The sequence below is a fragment of the Paraburkholderia sp. RL17-368-BIF-A genome (genome assembly GCF_046054045.1).
Classification (GTDB): Bacteria; Pseudomonadota; Gammaproteobacteria; order Burkholderiales; family Burkholderiaceae; genus Paraburkholderia; species Paraburkholderia graminis.
The window spans coordinates 218,392-238,158 of the sequence record NZ_JARESN010000001.1 but is presented as its reverse complement, the minus strand read 5'-3'; the positions used below and the strand labels follow the sequence as shown (position 1 = coordinate 238,158).

Annotated in this window: 16 protein-coding genes; 7 read left to right on the top strand and 9 right to left on the bottom strand. The window is 63.9% G+C overall.

All coding sequences use genetic code 11. The features are described 5' to 3' along the window. Nucleotides 1-243 precede the first annotated feature (243 nt). Nucleotides 244-807 (top strand): DUF6013 family protein, encoded by a 564-nt coding sequence (locus P0D87_RS01010; protein WP_006048900.1) that lies wholly within the window; start codon nt 244-246, stop codon nt 805-807. Nucleotides 808-831: 24 nt separating this feature from the next. Here the strand turns inward: P0D87_RS01010 and P0D87_RS01005 are convergent, their stop codons facing one another. Continuing rightward, the gene (locus tag P0D87_RS01005; RefSeq protein ID WP_053858043.1) at nt 832-1,638 is read right to left on the bottom strand and encodes an ABC transporter permease; all 807 of its coding nucleotides are present in this window, start codon (nt 1,636-1,638) and stop codon (nt 832-834) included. After that, nucleotides 1,635-2,345, bottom strand: coding sequence for an ABC transporter ATP-binding protein (locus P0D87_RS01000; protein WP_053858044.1), 711 nt, complete (start codon nt 2,343-2,345; stop codon nt 1,635-1,637). Before P0D87_RS01000 ends, P0D87_RS01005 begins: the two co-directional genes overlap by 4 nt. Before the next feature lie 191 nt (nt 2,346-2,536). Between P0D87_RS01000 and P0D87_RS00995 the strand changes: the two genes are divergently transcribed. Beyond that, a complete protein-coding gene (locus P0D87_RS00995; RefSeq protein WP_053858045.1) occupies nt 2,537-5,182 on the top strand; it encodes an AsmA family protein in 2,646 nt (881 codons plus the stop codon). A 101-nt stretch (nt 5,183-5,283) separates the two neighbouring features. Here the strand turns inward: P0D87_RS00995 and P0D87_RS00990 are convergent, their stop codons facing one another. Next, nucleotides 5,284-5,775, bottom strand: coding sequence for a hypothetical protein (locus tag P0D87_RS00990; protein WP_006048904.1), 492 nt, complete (start codon nt 5,773-5,775; stop codon nt 5,284-5,286). A 334-nt stretch (nt 5,776-6,109) separates the two neighbouring features. On the opposite strand from P0D87_RS00990, the gene P0D87_RS00985 reads away from it, so the two are divergent. The 3 genes from P0D87_RS00985 (at nt 6,110) to P0D87_RS00975 (ending at nt 10,354) form a co-directional block, all read left to right on the top strand. After that, nucleotides 6,110-7,720, top strand: coding sequence for a sensor histidine kinase (locus P0D87_RS00985; RefSeq protein ID WP_053858046.1), 1,611 nt, complete (start codon nt 6,110-6,112; stop codon nt 7,718-7,720). Nucleotides 7,721-7,842: 122 nt separating this feature from the next. Next, complete coding sequence (locus P0D87_RS00980; RefSeq protein ID WP_053858047.1) at nt 7,843-8,328, top strand: response regulator; 486 nt, start codon at nt 7,843-7,845, stop codon at nt 8,326-8,328. A 52-nt stretch (nt 8,329-8,380) separates the two neighbouring features. Next, nucleotides 8,381-10,354 (top strand): hybrid sensor histidine kinase/response regulator, encoded by a 1,974-nt coding sequence (locus P0D87_RS00975; RefSeq protein ID WP_006048907.1) that lies wholly within the window; start codon nt 8,381-8,383, stop codon nt 10,352-10,354. A 67-nt stretch (nt 10,355-10,421) separates the two neighbouring features. On the opposite strand, the gene mscL is transcribed toward P0D87_RS00975, so the two are convergent. The 4 genes from mscL to mfd all read right to left on the bottom strand — a co-directional run bounded on the left by mscL (nt 10,422) and on the right by mfd (nt 17,027). After that, on the bottom strand, nt 10,422-10,871 hold the full coding sequence (gene mscL, locus P0D87_RS00970; protein ID WP_029968328.1) for a large conductance mechanosensitive channel protein MscL: 450 nt from the start codon (nt 10,869-10,871) through the stop codon (nt 10,422-10,424). Between the two features lie 110 nt (nt 10,872-10,981). Then, entirely contained in the window at nt 10,982-12,016 is a 1,035-nt protein-coding gene (locus P0D87_RS00965) for a threonine/serine dehydratase family protein (RefSeq protein ID WP_006048909.1), read from the bottom strand. Nucleotides 12,017-12,078: 62 nt separating this feature from the next. After that, entirely contained in the window at nt 12,079-13,326 is a 1,248-nt protein-coding gene (gene argE / locus P0D87_RS00960) for an acetylornithine deacetylase (protein WP_053858048.1), read from the bottom strand. A gap of 218 nt (nt 13,327-13,544) precedes the next feature. Further along, nucleotides 13,545-17,027, bottom strand: coding sequence for a transcription-repair coupling factor (gene mfd, locus P0D87_RS00955; protein ID WP_029968331.1), 3,483 nt, complete (start codon nt 17,025-17,027; stop codon nt 13,545-13,547). A gap of 120 nt (nt 17,028-17,147) precedes the next feature. Here mfd and ispD point away from each other — a divergent pair, with 120 nt between their 5' ends. Further along, the gene (gene ispD, locus P0D87_RS00950) at nt 17,148-17,861 is read left to right on the top strand and encodes a 2-C-methyl-D-erythritol 4-phosphate cytidylyltransferase (protein ID WP_029968333.1); all 714 of its coding nucleotides are present in this window, start codon (nt 17,148-17,150) and stop codon (nt 17,859-17,861) included. Between the two features lie 54 nt (nt 17,862-17,915). After that, nucleotides 17,916-18,395, top strand: coding sequence for a 2-C-methyl-D-erythritol 2,4-cyclodiphosphate synthase (gene ispF, locus P0D87_RS00945; RefSeq protein ID WP_006048913.1), 480 nt, complete (start codon nt 17,916-17,918; stop codon nt 18,393-18,395). A 77-nt stretch (nt 18,396-18,472) separates the two neighbouring features. On the opposite strand, the gene P0D87_RS00940 is transcribed toward ispF, so the two are convergent. Together P0D87_RS00940 and P0D87_RS00935 are read right to left on the bottom strand one after the other, a co-directional pair. Next, nucleotides 18,473-18,991 carry a carboxymuconolactone decarboxylase family protein gene (locus P0D87_RS00940; RefSeq protein ID WP_006048914.1) on the bottom strand — a complete coding sequence of 173 codons (519 nt, stop codon included), beginning with the start codon at nt 18,989-18,991 and terminating at the stop codon, nt 18,473-18,475. 74 nt (nt 18,992-19,065) lie between these two features. Further along, a complete protein-coding gene (locus P0D87_RS00935; protein WP_006048915.1) occupies nt 19,066-19,614 on the bottom strand; it encodes a peroxiredoxin in 549 nt (182 codons plus the stop codon). Nucleotides 19,615-19,767: the final 153 nt, after the last annotated feature.

The following is a 19,767-nucleotide window of genomic DNA, read 5'->3' as shown; positions in this document are numbered from 1 at the left end:
TGTTGACGCAACTTCGACAAGCGGCCCCCGATAAAACGCGTCAGCGCAAGCGGGGTAACACCCGATGCCGCGCGAGCACGCGCGGCATCGCTTGGCGGTAGACTGGTAATGCATCATGCTAAAACGGTTGCGTGTCTCGCGTCCGTTGCCGGCTCCCGCACGCTGTATCTGGACCGTACCTGGGACCATGCGGGAGGGCCGGGCTCTGGCGGGCATGCAACGGCACAACAACGAGGTGACAGTATGAGCTCCAGCTTCAAACTCTCCGCCGTTCCAGTTGTCGCTTCTCTCGCTTGCGCGCTTTCTTGCGGCATGCTCGCGCCGGCCGCTCATGCGGCGACGCCGATCACGGTGACGTCGCAATCCGCGCTCGACGGTCCGATTCGCTACACGGTGCGCGTCACGTCGAAACAGTTCGGCAACTCGCAGGAAACCCGCACGATCCGCTCCGGCCAGTCGGATGATTTCACGTGGAAAACGGTGCCGCCCGGCGGCGCGGTGCCTGCTACCGATGCGTGCCCGAACTACGCGTCGCTGCCGCTCGACGCCAACGGCGCGATGATCCGCCAGACGCAGATTCGGCTCGCGCCGGTCGTCGGCGAAGACGGCACGGCGACCGTGCAACTGAGCTTCCAGGCGCACAAGCCGGACGGCATGAAGACGGTCACGGCCGGCGGCAAATCGCTCAAGTGTCCGAACGATGTCAGCATGAGCCAGGTCCTGCGTTTCACGATGCCCGTGAACGGCAGCACCAAATCCCTGACGCTCAGCGACGGCACGGTTGTCGCGATCAGCGCCAGGCGGTGAAGCGTTGGCCCGCGCTCGCCCGGCTCACCGCCGCCCAGCGCTCCGCTCCACCAGCCGCGCCGACAAAAACCGGTGCTCCGCCGAAAACAGCCGCCGGTAAGTAAGCAGCACGGCGCCCACGGTCCCGAGCGCCGACGACGCGGCGATCAGGAACATGATCACAATCTGATAGCGCACCGCCTGCAGCGGCGACTGACCGGCCAGCACCTGGCCGGTCATCATGCCGGGCAGGCTCACGACGCCGACCACGGCCATCTGATTCAGCGTCGGCATCATGCCGGCGCGCACGGCCTGACGCGCGGGCGCCTGCGCCGCTTCCCAGCGGGTCGCGCCGAGCGCGAGCGCCATGTCGACGCGATCGCGGCGCGCGGTCAACTCCTCGGTCATGCGTTCGATGCCGAGCGATACGCCCGTGAGCGTATTGCCGAGGATCATCCCGAGAATCGGAATCGCATACTGCGGCTCGTACCACGGGTGAATGCGGATCACGACGAAGAGCCCAACCGCGGCCACCAGCCACGAACTTATCCAGATCGACAGGACGCTGTCCACGCGTTGGCCCGCGTAAGTGCGGCTGCCGCGCTGCGCGCCCGCGAAGCCGGCAATCAGCGTCATCACGATCATCAAGGGCAGCACGACGAACCAGTGGTCGTAGCGAAACACCCAACCAAGCACATAGCCGATCGCGAGCAGTTGCACGACAGTGCGCACGGCGGCCCATGCGAGCTTGCGCTCGAGATCGAGCTTGAGCGCAACCGATACCGCGCCGTTCACGACGATCAGCAACGTGGCGATCGCGACGTCCCAGAGCGTCAGGTTCTGCAAGGTCATCGGCTGGTTTCCTCGTGAGTGGAGGCGACGGCCGGTTCGTCGAGCACGCCAGCCTTCATCGTCAGATGACGCTCGCTCATGCGCGCGGCTTGCGCGGCGTCGTGAGACACCCAGATCGAAGCGCGCGCGTGCGGCGCGGCGTCGAACCAGGCGCGCACGAGTCCCTCGATGGCGCGCGACGACTCGGGGTCGAGCGACGCGGTGGGTTCGTCGAGCAGCAGCACTTCGGGCGCGAGTTGCAGCACGCGAATCAATGCGGTGATTTGCGCCTCGCCGCCTGACAGTTCGCTTGCGAGCTTGTCGAGGAAGCCGTTGCCGCGGCCTGCCTGGGCAACGAGACTCGCCGCCTGCTCGCGGTCAAAGCGCACATCGCGATACGCGCGCAGTTCGAACGGATAACGCAGATTGTCTTCGACCGTGCCATCGAGCAGAGCGGGCCGCTGCCGGATATACGCGACGTTGCGCCGATATTGCGGGATCGCGGCGCGCGCGACGGGTGCGCCTCGCCAGACGATGCGTCCCGCGTCGAGCGGATCGAGCAGGGCGAGCGCGCGCAGGAACACGCTCTTGCCGGAGCCCGACGGACCGGTGATGGCGACGCGGTCGCCGGCGTCGAGCGCGAAGCGCGTGGACTGCAGAAGCGTCTGGCCGCGCGACGGATCGCGCCGCACGATGCCGTCGGCGAGGACGAGGGGGACGTCGGTCATGACAATGGACGAGGCGTGAGAAAACGCGATGAGCGATGCAGCATCATAAGGGCACGGAAGGGCACAAGACGCACAGCATTCGCATGAGTCCGTGCCGCGCTCAAACGCGATCGCGACTCTTACGATACGCAATCGCCGGGCACAATATCTGCTGAACGATCGGCACCCAAGAAGAAAACGCGGAGCCGTTGATGGCAGGGTCGAGCACAATCGGAAGACGGGCCGGCAAAATCGTCGCATGGATACTGGCGATCATCGTCATTCTGATAGTGGCGCTCACGGTTTTCATTCTGACCTTCGACTGGAACCGCGCGCGGCCTTATGTCAATGACAAGGTCACGCAGGCCATCGGCCGGCAGTTCACGATCAACGGCGATCTGAAGGTCGGCTTGCGGCGTCCGGTCGGCGAAACCGGCTTGAAAAGCTGGGTGCCGTGGCCGCGCTTCTCGGCGGCGAACATCACCATCGCGAATCCGGACTGGGCCAAGCGCCCGCAGTTCGCGACACTCGACGAAATCGACTTCCAGGTGAAGGTGCTGCCGCTGCTCGCGCACGACATCGTGATTCCCGCCATCAATCTGGTGAATCCTTCCGTCGATCTCGAACGCATGCTCGACGGACGCAACAACTGGACCTTCGAGCTGCCGAAGTCGAAGACGCCGTCGCAGTGGAAGCTGCAGTTGCATGACATCGTGTTCGCGAAGGGCAACATCGCGCTGTCCGACCAGCAGAAGAAGGTCGATGCGCAGATGGTCGTCGATACGCTCGGCCAGCCGATTCCGATCGGCGAGGCGATGAAGCAGCAGGAAGAGGCGTCGCGCAAGGCATCGGCGGAAGCGGTGGGCAAGGACGGCGCGAAGAAGCTGAGCGCGCAGGCCGATGCGCAGGCGGCCTCGGCGGCGTCCGCTGCTTCCGCGGCCGCGGCGCGCGGGGCTTCGGCGACGGATGTGCATGCGTCGGGGACCACGGCGGCCACGGGCGCTTCGGGTGGGCTGGTCGCGGGCGGTTCGAAGGGGGCAAGCGCGACTGCGCGGTCAGGCGCGAGCGGCGCGGTGGGTGCATCGGCTGCGACGCCGAGCGATGCACGCGGCGCGAGCGGAGCCAATGGAGCGAACCGCGCCAGCGATGCAAACGGAACGAGCGGTACCCACGAAGCCAACGGCGCCAACGAGGCCAGCAATACGAACCCCGCCAGCGCCCCCAACACCGCCCGCAACGGCAAACCCGACCTGCCGCCGTACGCGATCGGCTGGACCTTGAAAGGCACCTACAACAAGACGCCCGTGTCGGGCAGCGGCAAGGTCGGCGGCGTGCTCGCGCTGCAGGACGCGAACCGCCCGTTTCCCGTGCAAGCGGACGTGAAGGCGGGCGATCTGCACGTGGGTCTCGTCGGCACCATCACCGACCCCGCGCATCTCGCCGCCGTCGACCTGCGCCTGTGGGTGCAAGGCAGCAGCATGGCCAAGCTCTATTCGCTGACGGGCGTCACCTTGCCCGACACGCCGCCTTACGCAACCGAAGGACGTCTGGTCGGTCAGTTCAAAACGAGCGGCAACGTGTTCAAGTATGAAAACTTTACAGGCCGCGTGGGCGGCAGCGATCTGAACGGTTCGCTGACCTACACCGCGCGTCGGCCGCGCCCCTTGCTGCAGGGCGAACTCGAGTCGCGTCTGCTGCAATTCTCCGACCTCGCGCCGGTGATCGGCGCGGACTCGAACGCGAGCAAAGCCAAGCGCGGCGATGCGGCGAAGCAGCCGTCCAACAAGGCACTGCCCGTCGAAGAATTCCGCACTGACCGCTGGAAGGCGATCGACGCCGACGTGAAGTTCACCGGCCGGCGCATCGTCAAGAACGCCGATTTGCCGATCACCGACCTGTACACACACATCGTGATGACCGACGGCGTGCTGTCGCTCCAACCATTGAAGTTCGGCGTGGCAGGCGGCACGCTCGCATCGGATATTCACCTCGACGGCAGCGGCACGCCGCTCAAGGGACGCTTCGCGACTTCGGCGCGGCATCTGAAGTTGAAGCAGCTCTTCCCGAACTTCAAGACGATGCAAAACGCACTCGGCGAAATCAACGGCGACGCCTCGCTGACCGCGACGGGCAATTCGCCGGCCGCGCTCGCCGCGACATCGAACGGCGAGGTCAAGGCGCTCGTCACCGAAGGCACCGTGAGCCGCCTGCTGATGGAGGCCGCCGGCCTGAACGTGGCGAACGTCGTGTACGAGAAGCTCTTCGGCAATCGCGACGTGAAGATCAACTGCGCGGCCGCCGACTTCGTCGCGACCAACGGCGTGCTGGATTCGCGCGTGTTCGCACTCGATACCGACGACGCGGTGATCGACATCGACGGCAACGTCAACATGCGCGACGAAACGATGGACCTCGGCGTGCATCCGCATACGAAGGGTTTTCGCGTGTTCTCGCTGCGCTCGCCGCTGTACGCGAAGGGCACGTTCAAGAACCCGCATGTCGGCGTGAATGCTGCCGCGTTGGCCTTGCGAGGCGGCGCGGCCGTCGGCCTCGGCCTCATCAATCCGTTTGCGGCGCTGTTGCCGTTGCTCGCACCGAGCAACAACAAGCCGTTGCCGTGCGCGCAACTACTCTCGCAAGTGCGTCAGGCGCCGACTGCGCCGCCGCCGGGCAGCAAGCAGCAGCCGAAGCCCGCCATCTCGCTCGAGGGCGTGCCGGTCAACAAGCGTTCGTCGGGGGCGGGGGCAGGTTCGGGTTCGGGGGCATCGGCGGCTTCTGGCGCTTCGGCGGTTGCACCGGCAACGCGCAAGCCCGCGCCGATGTCGCCCGCGAGCGCCGCCGAATATAAGGGAAGCTGAGGCCAAGGGAAGCTAAGGCACTTGCCTGTTTCCGCCGACTCGTGAAACTCGCACGTTCGGCGGCGGCCTTTCTTTTGTCTTTCTATGAAAGGCCAGCGTGCCTAGCGCAGCGAACGCGGCGTCGCGTCGCCTGCCGCGTCCTGCCGGCGAACTCCGCGACGTGCGCCCACGCGGGTCGCGCCGAACTCGGTCAGGATCTTGCCGCGAGCGCGGCTTGCGAATACGAGGAAGCCGAAGCCGTCGGCTTCATACCAGTAACCGCCGTTCTCGAGACCGTCGAGCGGCTGTTCCAGCGCATTCGTAATGGATTCGATGCAGCGCCGCCGCAGTTCGGCAGCGGCCGGGTAGGGTGGATGTGCGCCGCGCACGCTGCATAGGAGTACGTCGAGTCCCGGCAGCACGTGGGCATAAAGCACCGGCTCGTCTTGCGCCCGAGCGCGTGCGATCTTGGTGTCGAGTTGGCCGAAGGGTTTGAAATGCCGCAGTACCGCGAGGAACGACTCATCGCCGTCCACCTTCGCGCGTCTACGCTTTTTCGGGAAGGACATAAAAATTCGCCTGAAAAAGAATTGCAAGAAACGCAGCGTCCTCATGCGACAACTCCCGGCTTCGCGCGCCGCACGTCGATCTTTTATAGCATACGACAAGGCCGGATTCACGATGATTCGACAATCCCGTCGCCTCACCGTCTCCCGCACGAATCATGCCGAACCGCCTCGCCGTGCGCCTTAGCATTCGAGCACATCTGACTCCATCATAGACGCACGGCGCGCCGAAAAAACATCTCGCACCAATAAAAAAGTCGTTTTTATGTGGGTCGGCGCATCTTTGGGCCACGTTGAAATATTGCCGATTCACGTCGATAATGGCCCGTCCGGCTGGCGGGTTCCCGTGACTTGCCGCGGCGTGAACGACCTTCGGGCGACCATGAAATTATTCACCAAGGGTCTGTTGCTGATCGCAGTGCCTAGCCTCGTCGAACTCGCGCTTCTCGGCGCCGTGTTCGATACGCAGGAAGAGACAGCGCAGGCCGCGCAATGGGTCACCAATAGCAAGCAGATTCTTTATCAGTCGTCCGCGCTCGTCGATCCGCTGCTGCGCCAGGCCGCACGGGTTCGAACCGGCATGGTGATCGGCGATCCGTCATTGCTCGACCGGCACACGGTGTGGATCGACATGAGCGATCGTCTGTCGAAGCTCGACGCGCTCGTGGCCGACACGCCGCAGCAAGTGCAACGCGTGCAGAACATGAGACGCGCGATCGACGCTTATCGCGCGCAGACCGCCACCGTTTCGGAGGCGTTGCATGAAGGGCGTAGCGGCAAGTCGCTGGCCGCGCTCGAAAGTGGTGCGCTGCCGCAGCCTATCGCGCTCTTTCGCGACGAACTCGCGGCATTCGGCGAAGAGGCCTCGCGTCTGGATGGCGAGCGTGCCGCGGCGCTCGCGCGGCGTCGCGAGCGTCAGCAATATGCATTGATCGCGGCAGTGATCGGCTCCATGCTGATCTGGGCCGGCACCGCAGTCGTTTTCGCGCGCAGTATCGGCCGGCGCTTCGAGGTGCTGACCGATAACGCGGAGCGCCTCGGCAACGGGCGGCCGCTTGCCGCGCGCCTGTCCGGCAACGACGAAATCGCTGCGCTCGACGCCGTGCTGCATCAGACAGGCGCGCGTCTGCGCGAGGCGGATGCCGAGCAGGCGTCGCTCAAGCGGCGCCTCGAAGCGCGTGCGCACGAACTCGCCGGCGTCAATGAGGAACTGCGCCAGGAGACGCAAGACAACGAAATGTTTATCTACAGCGTATCGCACGATCTGCGCTCGCCGCTCGTGAATCTGCAAGGGTTCTCGAAGGAATTGCAGGTTTCGTGCGACGAGCTGGACGGTATCGTCGGCGAGGCGCGCCTGCCGGCAGCGGAACATAAACGGATGGCGCATATTCTCGACGGCGACGTGCGCGAATCCCTGCAATACTTGCGTGGTGCGGTCACGCAGGCGGCTGCGATTATCGAGGCGCTGTTGCGCATTTCGCGTGCGGGGCGGCTCGAGTATCAGTGGCAACGGGTGAGCGTCGCGCGCGCGGTGGCGCGCGTTGTCGACAATCTGCAAAGTGTCATTGACGAGCGCGGCGTGGTCGTCACCGTGCGCGATTTGCCGCCGGCCTGGGGCGACCCGGCCGCAATCGAACAGGTCTTCAGCAATCTGATTGGCAATGCGTTGAATTACCTCGACCCGGCGCGCATCGGGCGCATCGAGATCGGCGCACTCGAGCCGGAGCCCGTCGAAGCGAACGGGCCGCGCGCCGTGCGCATGCGCACGTACTATGTGCGCGATAACGGCCTCGGCATTCCGGCCGCGTATATGTCGAAAGTGTTTCGTGCGTTTCAACGTCTGCATATCGACGTGGCGAAGGGCGACGGCGTCGGTCTCGCGGTGGTGCGGCGCACGGTGGAACGGCATGGCGGGCGAGTGTGGGTCGAGTCCGCGGAAGGTGCGGGATCGAGCTTTTTCGTCGTGCTGCCGGAACAACCCGCGCGCCTCTGAGTCGCGCGGGCGCAATGAAAACTCGCAGCGCATGAATCGCGCGGCCTGCGCTCCAGCGCAGCGCCGGCACTACGTGGGCTTACCTGGCGTGAACTGCCGTGAACTGGGAGAACGGAGGGCATATGAGTCACGGGGAAACGGTCAGCATCGTGTTGATCGAAGACGACGACGGCCACGCCACGCTCGTCGAACGCAATCTGCGCCGTGCCGGTATTTCGAATGGCTTCGTGCGCTTTCGCGATGGTCAGCAGGCTCTCGATTATTTCTTCGGCGCGCAGGCGGACGGCGAGAGCGCGCCGGGCGCGCATCCCGATGCGGAAGATCTGAGGAATTCCGTGGTTCTACTCGATCTGAAGATGCCGCGCGTCGACGGCTTCGAAGTATTGCGGCGCCTGAAGGAGTCGCCGCAAACGGCGCCGGTGCCGGTGATCGTCCTCACCACGACCGACGATCCTCGCGAAATCGCGCGCTGCTACGAACTGGGCTGCAATGTCTACATTACGAAGCCAGTCGAGTACGATGCATTTATTGAAGCGGTGCGCCGCCTCGGGTTTTTCCTGCAAGTGGTGAAGCTGCCGTCCGGGCATCGCTTTGCGTCGCCATCATGACGTGCCTCAATTTGTTCACATACTCTATATATCTACCCGACGAAGATCGCGCATGACCGAAGAAGTGTCCACGCAGCCCGCCGCTTGTGTTCTCGTCGTCGACGACGACGAGGGCATCTTGCGTCTCGCGCGCAAGTCGCTCGAACGCGCCGGCTGCCGGGTCGCGGTATGCCCGAGCGTGGAGGCCGCGCGCGAACGGCTCGCCGCGGGCGGCCTCGACTTGCTGGTGCTCGACTATCAGTTGAGTGGACCGGAAACGGGCCTCGACTTCTTTCGCCGGCTGCGTTCCGAAGGCGTGCGGATTCCGGCCATCCTCGTGACTGGTTTTACCGACGAATCGCGTGTGATCGAAGCGCTGCGCGCGGGCGTGTCCGACGTGGTGCCGAAGTCAGGCGATTACCTCGATTACCTGCCCGAAGCGGTGGAGCGCGTGCTGTCGCAAGTGCGCCTGCAGCGCGCGTCGGACGAAGCATTGCTGCTGCGCGATCGCGAGCAGCACTACCGCGACCTGTCCGAAGCGCTGCCTCACCTCGTGTTGACCTGCAACGCCGCGGGCGACTGCGATTTCCTGTCCAAGCAATGGTACGACTACACCGGTCTCACCGAAAACAGCTCGCATGGTCTTGCATGGCTCGATGCCGTGCATCCGGACGATCGCGAGGAAGTGCGCCGTAGCTGGCTCAAAGCGGTGGCCGGGAATGCGGGCACCTATCGGCACGAACTGCGCATTCGCCGCCATGACGGCGAATATCGCTGGTTCGACACGCGCATCGTCGCCACGCGCGACAACGAAGGCAACATCAGCAAATGGTTCGGCAGCTGCACGGACATCCATTCGGAGCGCGAAGCGATGCAGGAACGCGAACGGCTGCTCGCTTCCGAACAGGCCGCGCGCCAGATCGCCGAAGAAGCGAACCGCGCGAAAGACCGCTTCCTCGCGATGCTTTCACACGAGTTGCGTACGCCGCTCACGCCGGTGCTCGCCGGCGCGAGCGTGCTGGAGATGATTCCCGATCTGCCGGATCAGGCGCGCTCGAGCGTGCGCATGATTCGCCGCAACATCGAACTCGAAGCGCGCCTGATCGACGATCTGCTCGACCTTACGCGGGTAGCCAACGGCAAGCTGCGTCTGTCGCTGGAAACGGTCGACGTGCATGAGGTGATCGACAGCGTGCTCGAACTGTTCCGCAGCGAAATCCAGGTCAAGCAGCAGGACGTGCATGTGCACAAGGACGCGACGCATCACTACGTGCTTGCCGATCGCGCGCGCCTGCAACAGATGCTATGGAATCTGATTCGCAACGCCGCGAAGTTCACGCCTGACGGCGGCCACATCTACGTACGCACGCGCGACGAGCGCATGCATGTGCAGATTTCGGTGGAAGACACGGGCATCGGCATCGAGCCCGAACAGATCGGCAAGCTGTTCAACGCGTTCGAGCAGGGCGATCAGAAGATGACGCGGCAGTTCGGCGGGCTGGGGCTCGGCCTCGCCATCACCAAGGCGCTCACGGACGTGCATGGCGGCACGGTGACCGCACAAAGCCCGGGCCCGCACTGCGGCGCCACGTTCACCATCACGCTGCCGACGGCTGCCGCCCCCGCGCGCACCTCGCAACCGGTGTTGCCCGACCCGGTGCATCCGGCCGGTGTACTTAACATTTTGCTGATCGAAGATCACGTCGATACTGCCGAAGTCATGGCGCAACTGATACGCACGCTCGGCCACGACGTGACGACGGTGGGCCGCGTGGACGACGCGCTCGCCGCCACGCAGTTGCAAACTTTCGATCTGGTGATCAGCGACGTCGGCTTGCCGGACGGCACCGGCCTCGATTTCATCAAGGCGTATCGCGAGCGTTCGAATGCGCCCGCCGTTGCGCTGACCGGTTTCGGCACCGACGAAGACGTGCGCCGTTGTCTCGCCGCCGGCTTCACCTCGCATTTGACGAAGCCGGTGAACTTCGCGCAACTGGAAACGATGATCGAGAACGCGATCAATCTGAAGGCGCAGAAGGAAATGTGACGCGCGGCGCGTAGGTGTGGCACATAAGTGCGGCACATGAGTGCGCCGCACGGCAAGCATCGGTCGCCTAGCGCGGCGAGTTTTTCAGCGAGTCGCGGATTTCACGCAACAGCAGCACGTCTTCCGGCGGCGGCGGCGGGGGTTCCGACGGCGCGGCAGCGTCCGGCTTACGCAGATTGTTGATGAACTTCACCATCAGGAAAATGATAAATGCGAGGATGATGAAGTTGATGAGCACCGTAATGAACGAGCCATAACCGAACACGGCGACGCCCGCTGTTTGCAGGTCTTTATACGATTCCGGACTGCCTTTGAAGCTCGGCGGAATGTCGCCGAGGCGAATGAACTTGTTCGAGAAGTCGAGGCCGCCCGTGGCGACGCCGACAACCGGCATGATCAGGTCTTTCACGACTGAATTGACAATGGTGGAGAACGCGCCGCCGATGATCACACCGACCGCGAGATCCATCACGTTGCCCTTAAGGGCAAATTCCTTGAATTCCTTGACCATGCTCATAGGGTTTTCCTCCCGAATATCGATGACTTAATCATACCAATCTCAGACGGATAGGCCAGCCCTTAGTTATAGCTTAGTGAGCGTAGTTCGGCTTGGTCGGCATGACTAGCCTAGTCGGGAAACTGCGACGCGCTGTGGCGCGCGCGTTCGATCTGCGCCGCGAAAGTAACCGGGTCGGTGTTGGTGCCGCACAGCAGAACGCCGACACGCTTGCCTTGCAGCTTCTCGCGCAGCGGTCCGAGCAGCGCCGCGGTGGCAGCCGCGCAAGCCGGTTCGACGGCGAGCTTCAGTTGTCCGAACAGGGTCAGCATGGCCGCGCGCAACTGGTCGTCGGAAACCGTGACGAGTTCGTCGATATGACGGCGGCACAGTTCATAGCTGTATTCCTCGGTATGCGGCGCCATCAGCGAATCGGCGATGCTGTGCATATGGCCCATCTTCACCGTGTGATTCGCGGCGAAGCTCTTGCCCATTGCGTCCGCGCCTTCTGGCTCGACACCGAACACGTGCACGTCGGGATTCGCGAGCCGCATTGCCGTGGCGACGCCGGCCGCGAGACCGCCGCCGCCGATCGGCACGATCACGGCTTCGAGGTCGGGCGTTTGCGTGGTCCATTCGTAGCCGAGCGTGGCCGAGCCGAGCACCGTGCGATAACCGTTGAACGGATGCACGAAGTAGCGGCCTTCTTCGGCTTCGATGCGGCGCACGAGTTCGAACGCTTCGGCGAGATCTTCGGCGAACACAATTTCCGCGCGATATTGCCGGCACAGCGCGACGCGCGCCGGATTGGCCGCGCGAAACAGCACGACCTTCGCGCTGATGCCAAGCCGCATCGCCGCATACGCAACCGCTACCGCATGGTTGCCGCCCGATACGCAGGTGACGCCCGCGCTGCGCTGCGCTTCGTCGAGCGCGAGCAGGTTCGTGAACGCGCCGCGCGCCTTGAAGCTGCCGCCCGCCTGCAGCAACTCGAACTTGAAGTTCACCACCGTGCCTTCGAGCGACGCGAAGTCGAGCCTGTCGAACACCGGCGTTCGCGCCACCCACGGCGTCAGCGCGAAGTGCTGCGCGGCGATGTCGTCGAGAGTGGGGATCGGCTCGCCGTCGATCGTATGGTCGGTGTGCTGCGGCGTGGCGGTTGACATGGCGTGGGCGACAATGGGTTGATCGGGAAACGCGTGAGTGTCTGCTTCTTTCTCACGCGCTTTCAGAGCGCATGCGCTTCCACCGACATGCTGTGGATGAACTTGCGCAGGAAGCGTTCGCACTGCACGAGCTGATCGAGTGCGACGAACTCGTTGGCCTTGTGCGCCTGCTGAATGTCGCCGGGGCCGCACACGATGCTCGGAATGCCCGCCAGCGAAAACAGTCCGGCCTCCGTGCCGTATGCAACCTTGCGCTTGTCCTGATCCGCGGTGAGCGCGCGCACGAGCTGCGTGATGGCCGCCTGTTCGGACGAATCGAGTCCCGGCGCCGCGGCGATCTTCGTGATCTCGATGGCCGCCGATGGATGCTCGCGCAACATTTTCGGCAGCAGCGTTTCGCGCGCGTACTGGTCGATGCGCGCGAAGATCGGCTCCGGATCGAGCGTGGGAAGGTTACGGAATTCGAACTGGAACTTGCACTCGGCCGGCACCGTATTGATCGCATTGCCGCCGACGATCGTGCTGGTTTGCGCGGTGGTGAAGGGCACGTCGTACAGTTCGTCGAACGGACCTTGCTCGCGGAACTGATCGGCCATGTCGCGGATATAGCAGATGAGGCGCGCTGCGTATTCGATCGCGTTCAAGCCCTTCGGCGTGAGCGACGAGTGCGCCGCCTGGCCGCGCACGCAACATTGATAAGCGTTGATGCCTTTGTGCGCCACGATGGGCCGCATGCTGGTCGGCTCGCCGACGATGCAGCCGTCCGGCTTCACGCCGCGCTTCATCAGGTCGGCGATCAGAAGCGGTGCGCCCGCGCAGCCGACTTCCTCGTCGAACGAAAGCGCGAAGTGAATCGGCTTGGCGAGCTTCGTGCGCTGCATTTCAGGAACGAGCGCAAGCGCCGCGCCGATGAAGCCTTTCATGTCGCAGGTGCCGCGGCCATACAGTTTGTCGCCGCGAGTTTCCGGCTTGAACGGATCACTGTCCCATTGCTGACCGTCGACGGGCACCACGTCCGTGTGGCCCGACAAGACCACGCCGCCATTCGTTTCGCCGTCGTGCGCGGGGATCGTCGCAAAGAGGTTGGCCCATTTGCCGCTTTGATCGTGCGTGAGCGTGGCGTCAATGCCTACGGCGCGCAACTCGTCGCGCACGGTTTCGATCAGACCGAGATTCGGATTGCGGCTCACCGTGTCCATCGACACGAGCCGTGTGACCCAAGGCAGCGAGACAGGCGTATCGGAGGCGGAAGCGGATGATGCAGTGGCGGATGTTTGCGAGGACTGCGCTGAATCAGCGACGTGAGACATGACAAGACTCCGGCATTTGAGTCTTTCGATCATACCCAAAAATGCCGTGCCGTATGCGGCTTGTGTACAGTGAGTGCGCTGCTGCGCGCGGGTTGCGCAGCGCAGCATTGCGGAATAACGCTAGACGTAGGGCGGTTTTGTGCGCTGGGCAGCGCGTAACGCGTGCATCGAATGAACGCGCCCTACGCCGTGCGGCGTTTCAACTCAACTTACTCAACTCATCGCGCCGCCGTTGCCGCGGCCGTACCGCGGCTCGGCGACCCGAGTGCGCGCAAGGTCTCCTTGACGGTCGCGACGCGCACCGCAAGGTCGGGACTGCGCGTTTCAATGCGCAGTTTGTCCTGGCCCGCGAGCTTGATGTGCTTGTGCTTCTGCACCATCTCGATGATACGCATCGCGTCGATTGGCGGATTCGGAATGAACTGCAAGCCGATCACGGCTTCGCCCGCGTCGATCTTCGAGATGCCCAACGGCTTCGCCGCCAGCCTCAGCCGATGCGTCTCGACAAGCGCATGCGCCTGCGGCGGCAGCTTGCCGAAGCGGTCGATCAGCTCTTCCTGAATGCCGTCGATCGAATCGCTGTGCTCGCAATTCGCGAGCCGCTTGTAGAGCGACAGACGTTCCTGCACGTCGCCGCAATAGTCGGCGGGCAGAATCGCGGGCGCATGCAGATTGATCTCGGTCGTCGCGGCAAGCGGCGCGGTGAGGTCGGGCTCCTTGCCGTCCTTCAGCGCCTTCACGGCGTCGTTGAGCATGTCGGTGTAAAGCTGGAAACCGATCTCGTGAATCTCGCCCGACTGCTTGTCGCCGAGCACTTCGCCCGTGCCGCGAATCTCCAGATCGTGCATGGCCAGATAGAAGCCCGAACCGAGTTCCTCCATCTGCTGGATCGCCTCGAGCCGGCGCTGCGCCTGCTTCGTCAGACCTTGCGGATCGTGCACGAGCAGATACGCGTACGCCTGGTGATGCGAGCGCCCGACGCGTCCGCGCAACTGGTGCAATTGCGCAAGACCGAACTTGTCCGAGCGATGAATCAGGATCGTATTCGCGCTCGGCACGTCGATGCCGGTTTCGATAATCGTCGTGCACAGCAGCACGTTCGCGCGTTGCGCGACGAAGTCGCGCATCACGCGTTCGAGTTCGCGCTCGTGCATCTGCCCATGCGCGACCGCGATGCGTGCTTCGGGCACGAGCGCTTCAAGCATCTGCCGGCGATTCTCGATGGTCTCGACTTCGTTATGCAAAAAGTAAACCTGGCCGCCGCGCTTCAGTTCGCGCAGCATGGCTTCGCGAATCACGCTTTCTTCCTCGCGACGCACGAAGGTCTTGATCGCCAGACGCTTTTGCGGCGCGGTCGCGATCACAGAGAAATCGCGCAGCCCTTCGAGCGCCATGCCGAGCGTGCGCGGAATCGGCGTGGCGGTCAGCGTGAGCACGTCCACTTCCGCGCGCAACGCTTTGAGCGCTTCTTTCTGACGCACGCCGAAGCGGTGTTCTTCGTCGATGATCACGAGCCCGAGCCGCTTGAACTGCACATCCGACGAGAGCAGCTTGTGCGTGCCGATCACGATATCGACGCTGCCTTCGTTGATCTGCTGGATCGCGGCGTTCACTTCCTTGGTCGACTTGAAGCGCGACAGTTCGGCGATACGCACCGGCCAGTCGGAGAAGCGGTCCGTGAAGGTTTGCGTATGCTGTTCGGCGAGCAGCGTGGTGGGCGAGAGGAGCGCGACCTGCTTGCCGCCCATCACCGCGATAAACGCCGCGCGCAATGCAACCTCGGTCTTGCCGAAGCCCACGTCGCCGCATACCAGACGGTCCATCGGCTTGCCGCTCGTCATGTCGCCGATCACGGCGGCGATGGCCGCGGCCTGGTCCGGCGTTTCCTCGAAACCGAAGCTCTCGGCGAACTTCACATAGTCTTTCGGTTCGAGCGCGAACGCGTGGCCCGAGCGCGCGGCGCGGCGCGCGTAAAGGTTCAGCAGCTCGGCGGCCGTGTCGCGAATCTGCTGCGCGGCCTTGCGCTTGGCCTTCTCCCATTGACCCGAGCCGAGCGAATGCAGCGGCGCGCTTTCCGGGTCGGCGCCGCTATAGCGCGAGATCACATGCAGTTGCGCGACCGGCACGTAGAGCTTGCTGTCGCCCGCGTATTCGAGGTGCAGGAACTCGGTTTCGCCTTCGCCCAGGTCCATCGTGACGAGGCCCATGTAGCGGCCAATGCCGTGCTGCGAATGCACGACCGGATCGCCGACCTTCAGCTCGGACAGATCGCGCACCATCGAATCGACGTTGCTCGCCTGTTCCTGACGACGTCGCCCGGCGCGTCGCGCGAGCGGTCCGTAAAGCTCGGTCTCGGTGATGATCGCGATGCCGTCGACCGGCACCGCAAAGCCGTTCGCAAGCGGCGCGACGCCGAGCGAAAAACGCGCGTCGCCGATGAGCCAGTCCTGGAAGCTGTCGCTCGACGCGGGCTTCAGATGATTGTCCGCAAGCAACTGCAATAGCGTTTCGCGGCGGCCCGCCGATTCCGCGGCGAACAGCACGCGGTTCGGCGTCGTGTCGAGAAACGCGCGCAACGCGGAGACAGGATCGTCCGCGTGACGGTCGATCGCGAGGTTCGGCAGCGGCGTCGCCCAACCGCCGCCCGCGTTGGCCGGCAGCACGAGGCGCGCGAAGGGCTTGGCGAGCGTGAAGAAATCCTCGTCCGTCAGAAAGAGGCGCTGCGGCTCGAGAATGGGCCGGTCGCGATCGTGCGACAGGAAGTTGTAGCGCTGCTTGGTGTCGTTGGTGAAGCGCCGGATCGCCGCATCCAGATCGCCGATAAACGCGAGTTGCGCGCCTTGGGGCAAATAGTGGAAGAGGGTAGCCGTCTCGTCGAAGAAAAGCGGCAAATAATATTCGATGCCCGCCGACGGCACGCCGTTGCCGATGTCCTTATAGATCGACGCGCGGCTCGGATCGCCCTCGAACGTCTCGCGCCAGCGGCTGCGAAACGCGGTGCGCGCGGCTTCGTCGAAGGGGAATTCGCGGCCCGGCAAGAGCCGCACGTCTTTCACCGGATAAAGGCTGCGCTGCGTGTCGGGATCGAACGCGCGGATCGAATCCACCTGGTCGTCGAACAGATCGATCCGGTAGGGCAAGGGCGAGCCCATCGGGTAAAGATCGAGCAGCGAGCCGCGCACGCAGTATTCGCCGGGGCGCACGACCTGGCTCACGTGTTCGTAGCCGGCCAGTGTGAGCTGCGCTTTCAGCTTGGCCTCGTCGAGGCGCTCGCCTTGCGAGAACGAGAACGTATAGGCCGCGAGAAACGACGCGGGCGGCATCCGGTACAGCGCCGTGGTGGCGGGCACGAGCAGGATGTCGCAGCGGCCCTCGCCGAGATCGTGCAGCGTGGCGAGGCGCTCGGAGACCAGATCCTGGTGCGGCGAAAAGGTGTCGTAAGGCAGCGTTTCCCAGTCGGGCAGCAGGCGCACGCGCGCGTCCGGCGCGAAAAAGCCGATTTCCTGCGACAGCCGCTGTGCATCGACCGCGCTCTCGCAGACGACCGCGAGCAACGGCACCTTCTCGCGATAGGCGAGATGGTAGCGGGCGATCAGCAGCGCGTCGGACGAGCCATGCGTGCCGTCGAAGGCGAAACGCTGGCCGGCCTTGACGAGCGCGACGGGCGGGGAGTACTGCGATGTTGCGGCGATATCTGGCATAGAAAGGAAAAGGCGGCCTCGGGCTCACACGAACCGGCAAGTTTACGCGTGTCGGGGCGTGGATGCGAAGGACCTATTATAAAATCCGTCCTTTACTTTGACCTCGCGGCATCCGCACTCGTGACTTCCCGTCTATTTGCCCTGATTCCGTGCGCAGGCACCGGCAGCCGTTCCGGCGCCGCGATGCCCAAACAGTATCGCACCGTCGCCGGCCGCGACCTGCTGCATTATTCGCTCGCGGCATTCGACGCGTGCAGCGAATTCGCGCAAACGCTCGTCGTCATTGCGCCCGACGACCAGCACTTCGACGCGCGCCGCTTCGGCGGCTTGCGCTTTGCCGTGCGCCGTTGCGGCGGCGCGTCGCGCCAGGCGTCGGTGCTGAACGGCTTGCACGCGCTCACCGAGTTCAACGCGCGCGACGACGACTGGGTGCTCGTGCACGACGCCGCGCGGCCGGGCATCACGCCGGGGCTGATCCGCACGTTGACCGGCGCGCTGAAAGACGACGCGGTGGGCGGCATCATGGCCTTGCCGGTCGCGGATACGTTAAAGCGCATCGACCGCGCATCGGCGGACGGCCGCATTGCCCGCACCGAATCGCGCGACGGACTCTGGCAGGCGCAGACGCCGCAGATGTTCCGCATCGGCATGTTGCGCGAAGCGATCTTGCGCGCGCAGGCCGACGGCCACGATCTCACCGACGAAGCGAGCGCGATCGAATGGGCCGGCCATGCGCCGAGGCTCGTGCAGGGCAGCTTGCGCAATTTCAAGGTGACGTACCCGGAAGACTTCGATCTCGCCGAGGCGATTTTGCTGCGGCCTTCGGCAGCGTGACCGGCGGTTTCATTTTCAGTGAATTCAGTGAACGGACTTGAGGACTTGACGCAGATGGATTTCAGAATTGGGCAAGGCTACGACGTGCATGCGCTGGTGCCGGGGCGTCCGTTGATTATCGGCGGGGTGACGATTCCCTATGAGCGCGGCTTGCTCGGCCATTCGGATGCCGACGTGCTGCTGCACGCGATCACCGACGCGCTGTTCGGTGCGGCCGCGCTCGGCGACATCGGCCGCCATTTCTCCGATACGGATGCGAAGTTCGCCGGCGCCGACAGCCGCGTGCTGCTGCGCGAGTGCGTGGCGCGCGTGAAGGCCGCGGGCTTTTCGATCGCGAATGTGGACAGCAGCGTGGTCGCGCAGGCGCCGAAGCTCGCGCCGCATATCGAGGGCATGCGCGCGAACATTGCCGCCGACCTCGGCCTGCCGACGGAAAAGGTCAACGTGAAAGCCAAGACCAATGAGAAGCTCGGCTATCTCGGTCGCGGCGAGGGCATCGAGGCGCAGGCCGTGGTGTTGCTGGTCAAGGACTGACTGGCTTTTATGCGGCCGCGAAGAGCGGCTTGCGCGGCGTTGACAAAGCCCGGAAGCCGCGACGAAATCAACTGCCGTTATTCAGCGGCAATACACTGCGCGGCCGCATTGATCACCGCGGCAATCCGGCCCACGTCGCGCAACTGCGTCGTGCTCATGCCTTCGGCGACCAGCGTATCGAAGTGCGACTTCACGCAGAAGTGACACTTGCCGATGATCGACGCGGCGAGCGCATACATCTCGAAGCGCCGCTTGTCCACGCCGCCATGCGACGCATAGGCGTTCATGCGTAACTGCGCCGGTTGCGATTTCAGATCCGCGTTGTCCGTCATTTCGACGTACGGATACCAGACGTTGTTCATGCCCATCAACGCGGCGGCGGTCAACGCGCCGTTCGTCTCTTCGGGCGAGAGCACGCCCGCGTTGCGAATCGCGTTGACGATCACCGTGCTCTTCGCGGCGAAAGCCGCGGCCAACGCGACGCCCACCGCATCGTTACCTTCCAGCGACGAGCGCGCGATCGTGCCGTCGAGATTCAGCCGGATGTCTTTCGCGTAGTCGGGCACGAGCGCCTTAATGGAAGACAAGAACTCCATTGCGATCTCCTATCGGGTTGTCGATAAAAAAGCCCGCGGCTTTTTCAAGCGTGGCGGGCCTGGGCGGACACGGCTTACAGCGTCGCGCCGCCGACTGCGCGGTTGCACGGACAGAGCTCGTCCGTTTGCAGACCGTCGAGAATACGCAGCACTTCCTCAGGATTGCGGCCGACGTTCAGGTTGTTCACCGAAACGTGCTGGATCGTATTGTCCGGATCGACGATGAACGTGGCGCGCAGCGCGACGCCCGCTTCCTTGTCGCGCACGCCGAGCTGGTCGATCAGCTCGCCCTTCACGTCGCCGAACGAATAGTGGTTCAGCTTGCTCAAGTCCTTGTGCTCGCGGCGCCATGCGAGCTTCACGAATTCATTGTCGACGCTGCCGCCGAGCAGCACCGCGTCGCGTTCCTCGAAGTCTTTCGCGAGCTTGCCGAACTCGACGATTTCCGTCGGGCACACGAAGGTGAAATCCTTCGGGTAGAAGTAGATGATTTTCCACTTGCCGGGGAACGACTGCTCCGTGATCTCTTCGAACGCCGAGACGCCGTTTTCCTCGTGGTTGTTAAAGCCAGGCTTGGCAGCGGTGACGGTGAACGCTTCGAGTTTGTCGCCAACGGTTTTCATGCGAGTGCTCCTTCGTGTGTTGGAAAAACAGCATGTTGAGGCTACCAGCTCGTCATCACGAGCGCGTGTCAGGCTTTTAACTATAGCTCTATGGAACTATCCGCTCAATAGTTTTTAACTAACAACCCGGATAGTTATTATTCAACGGCGCGG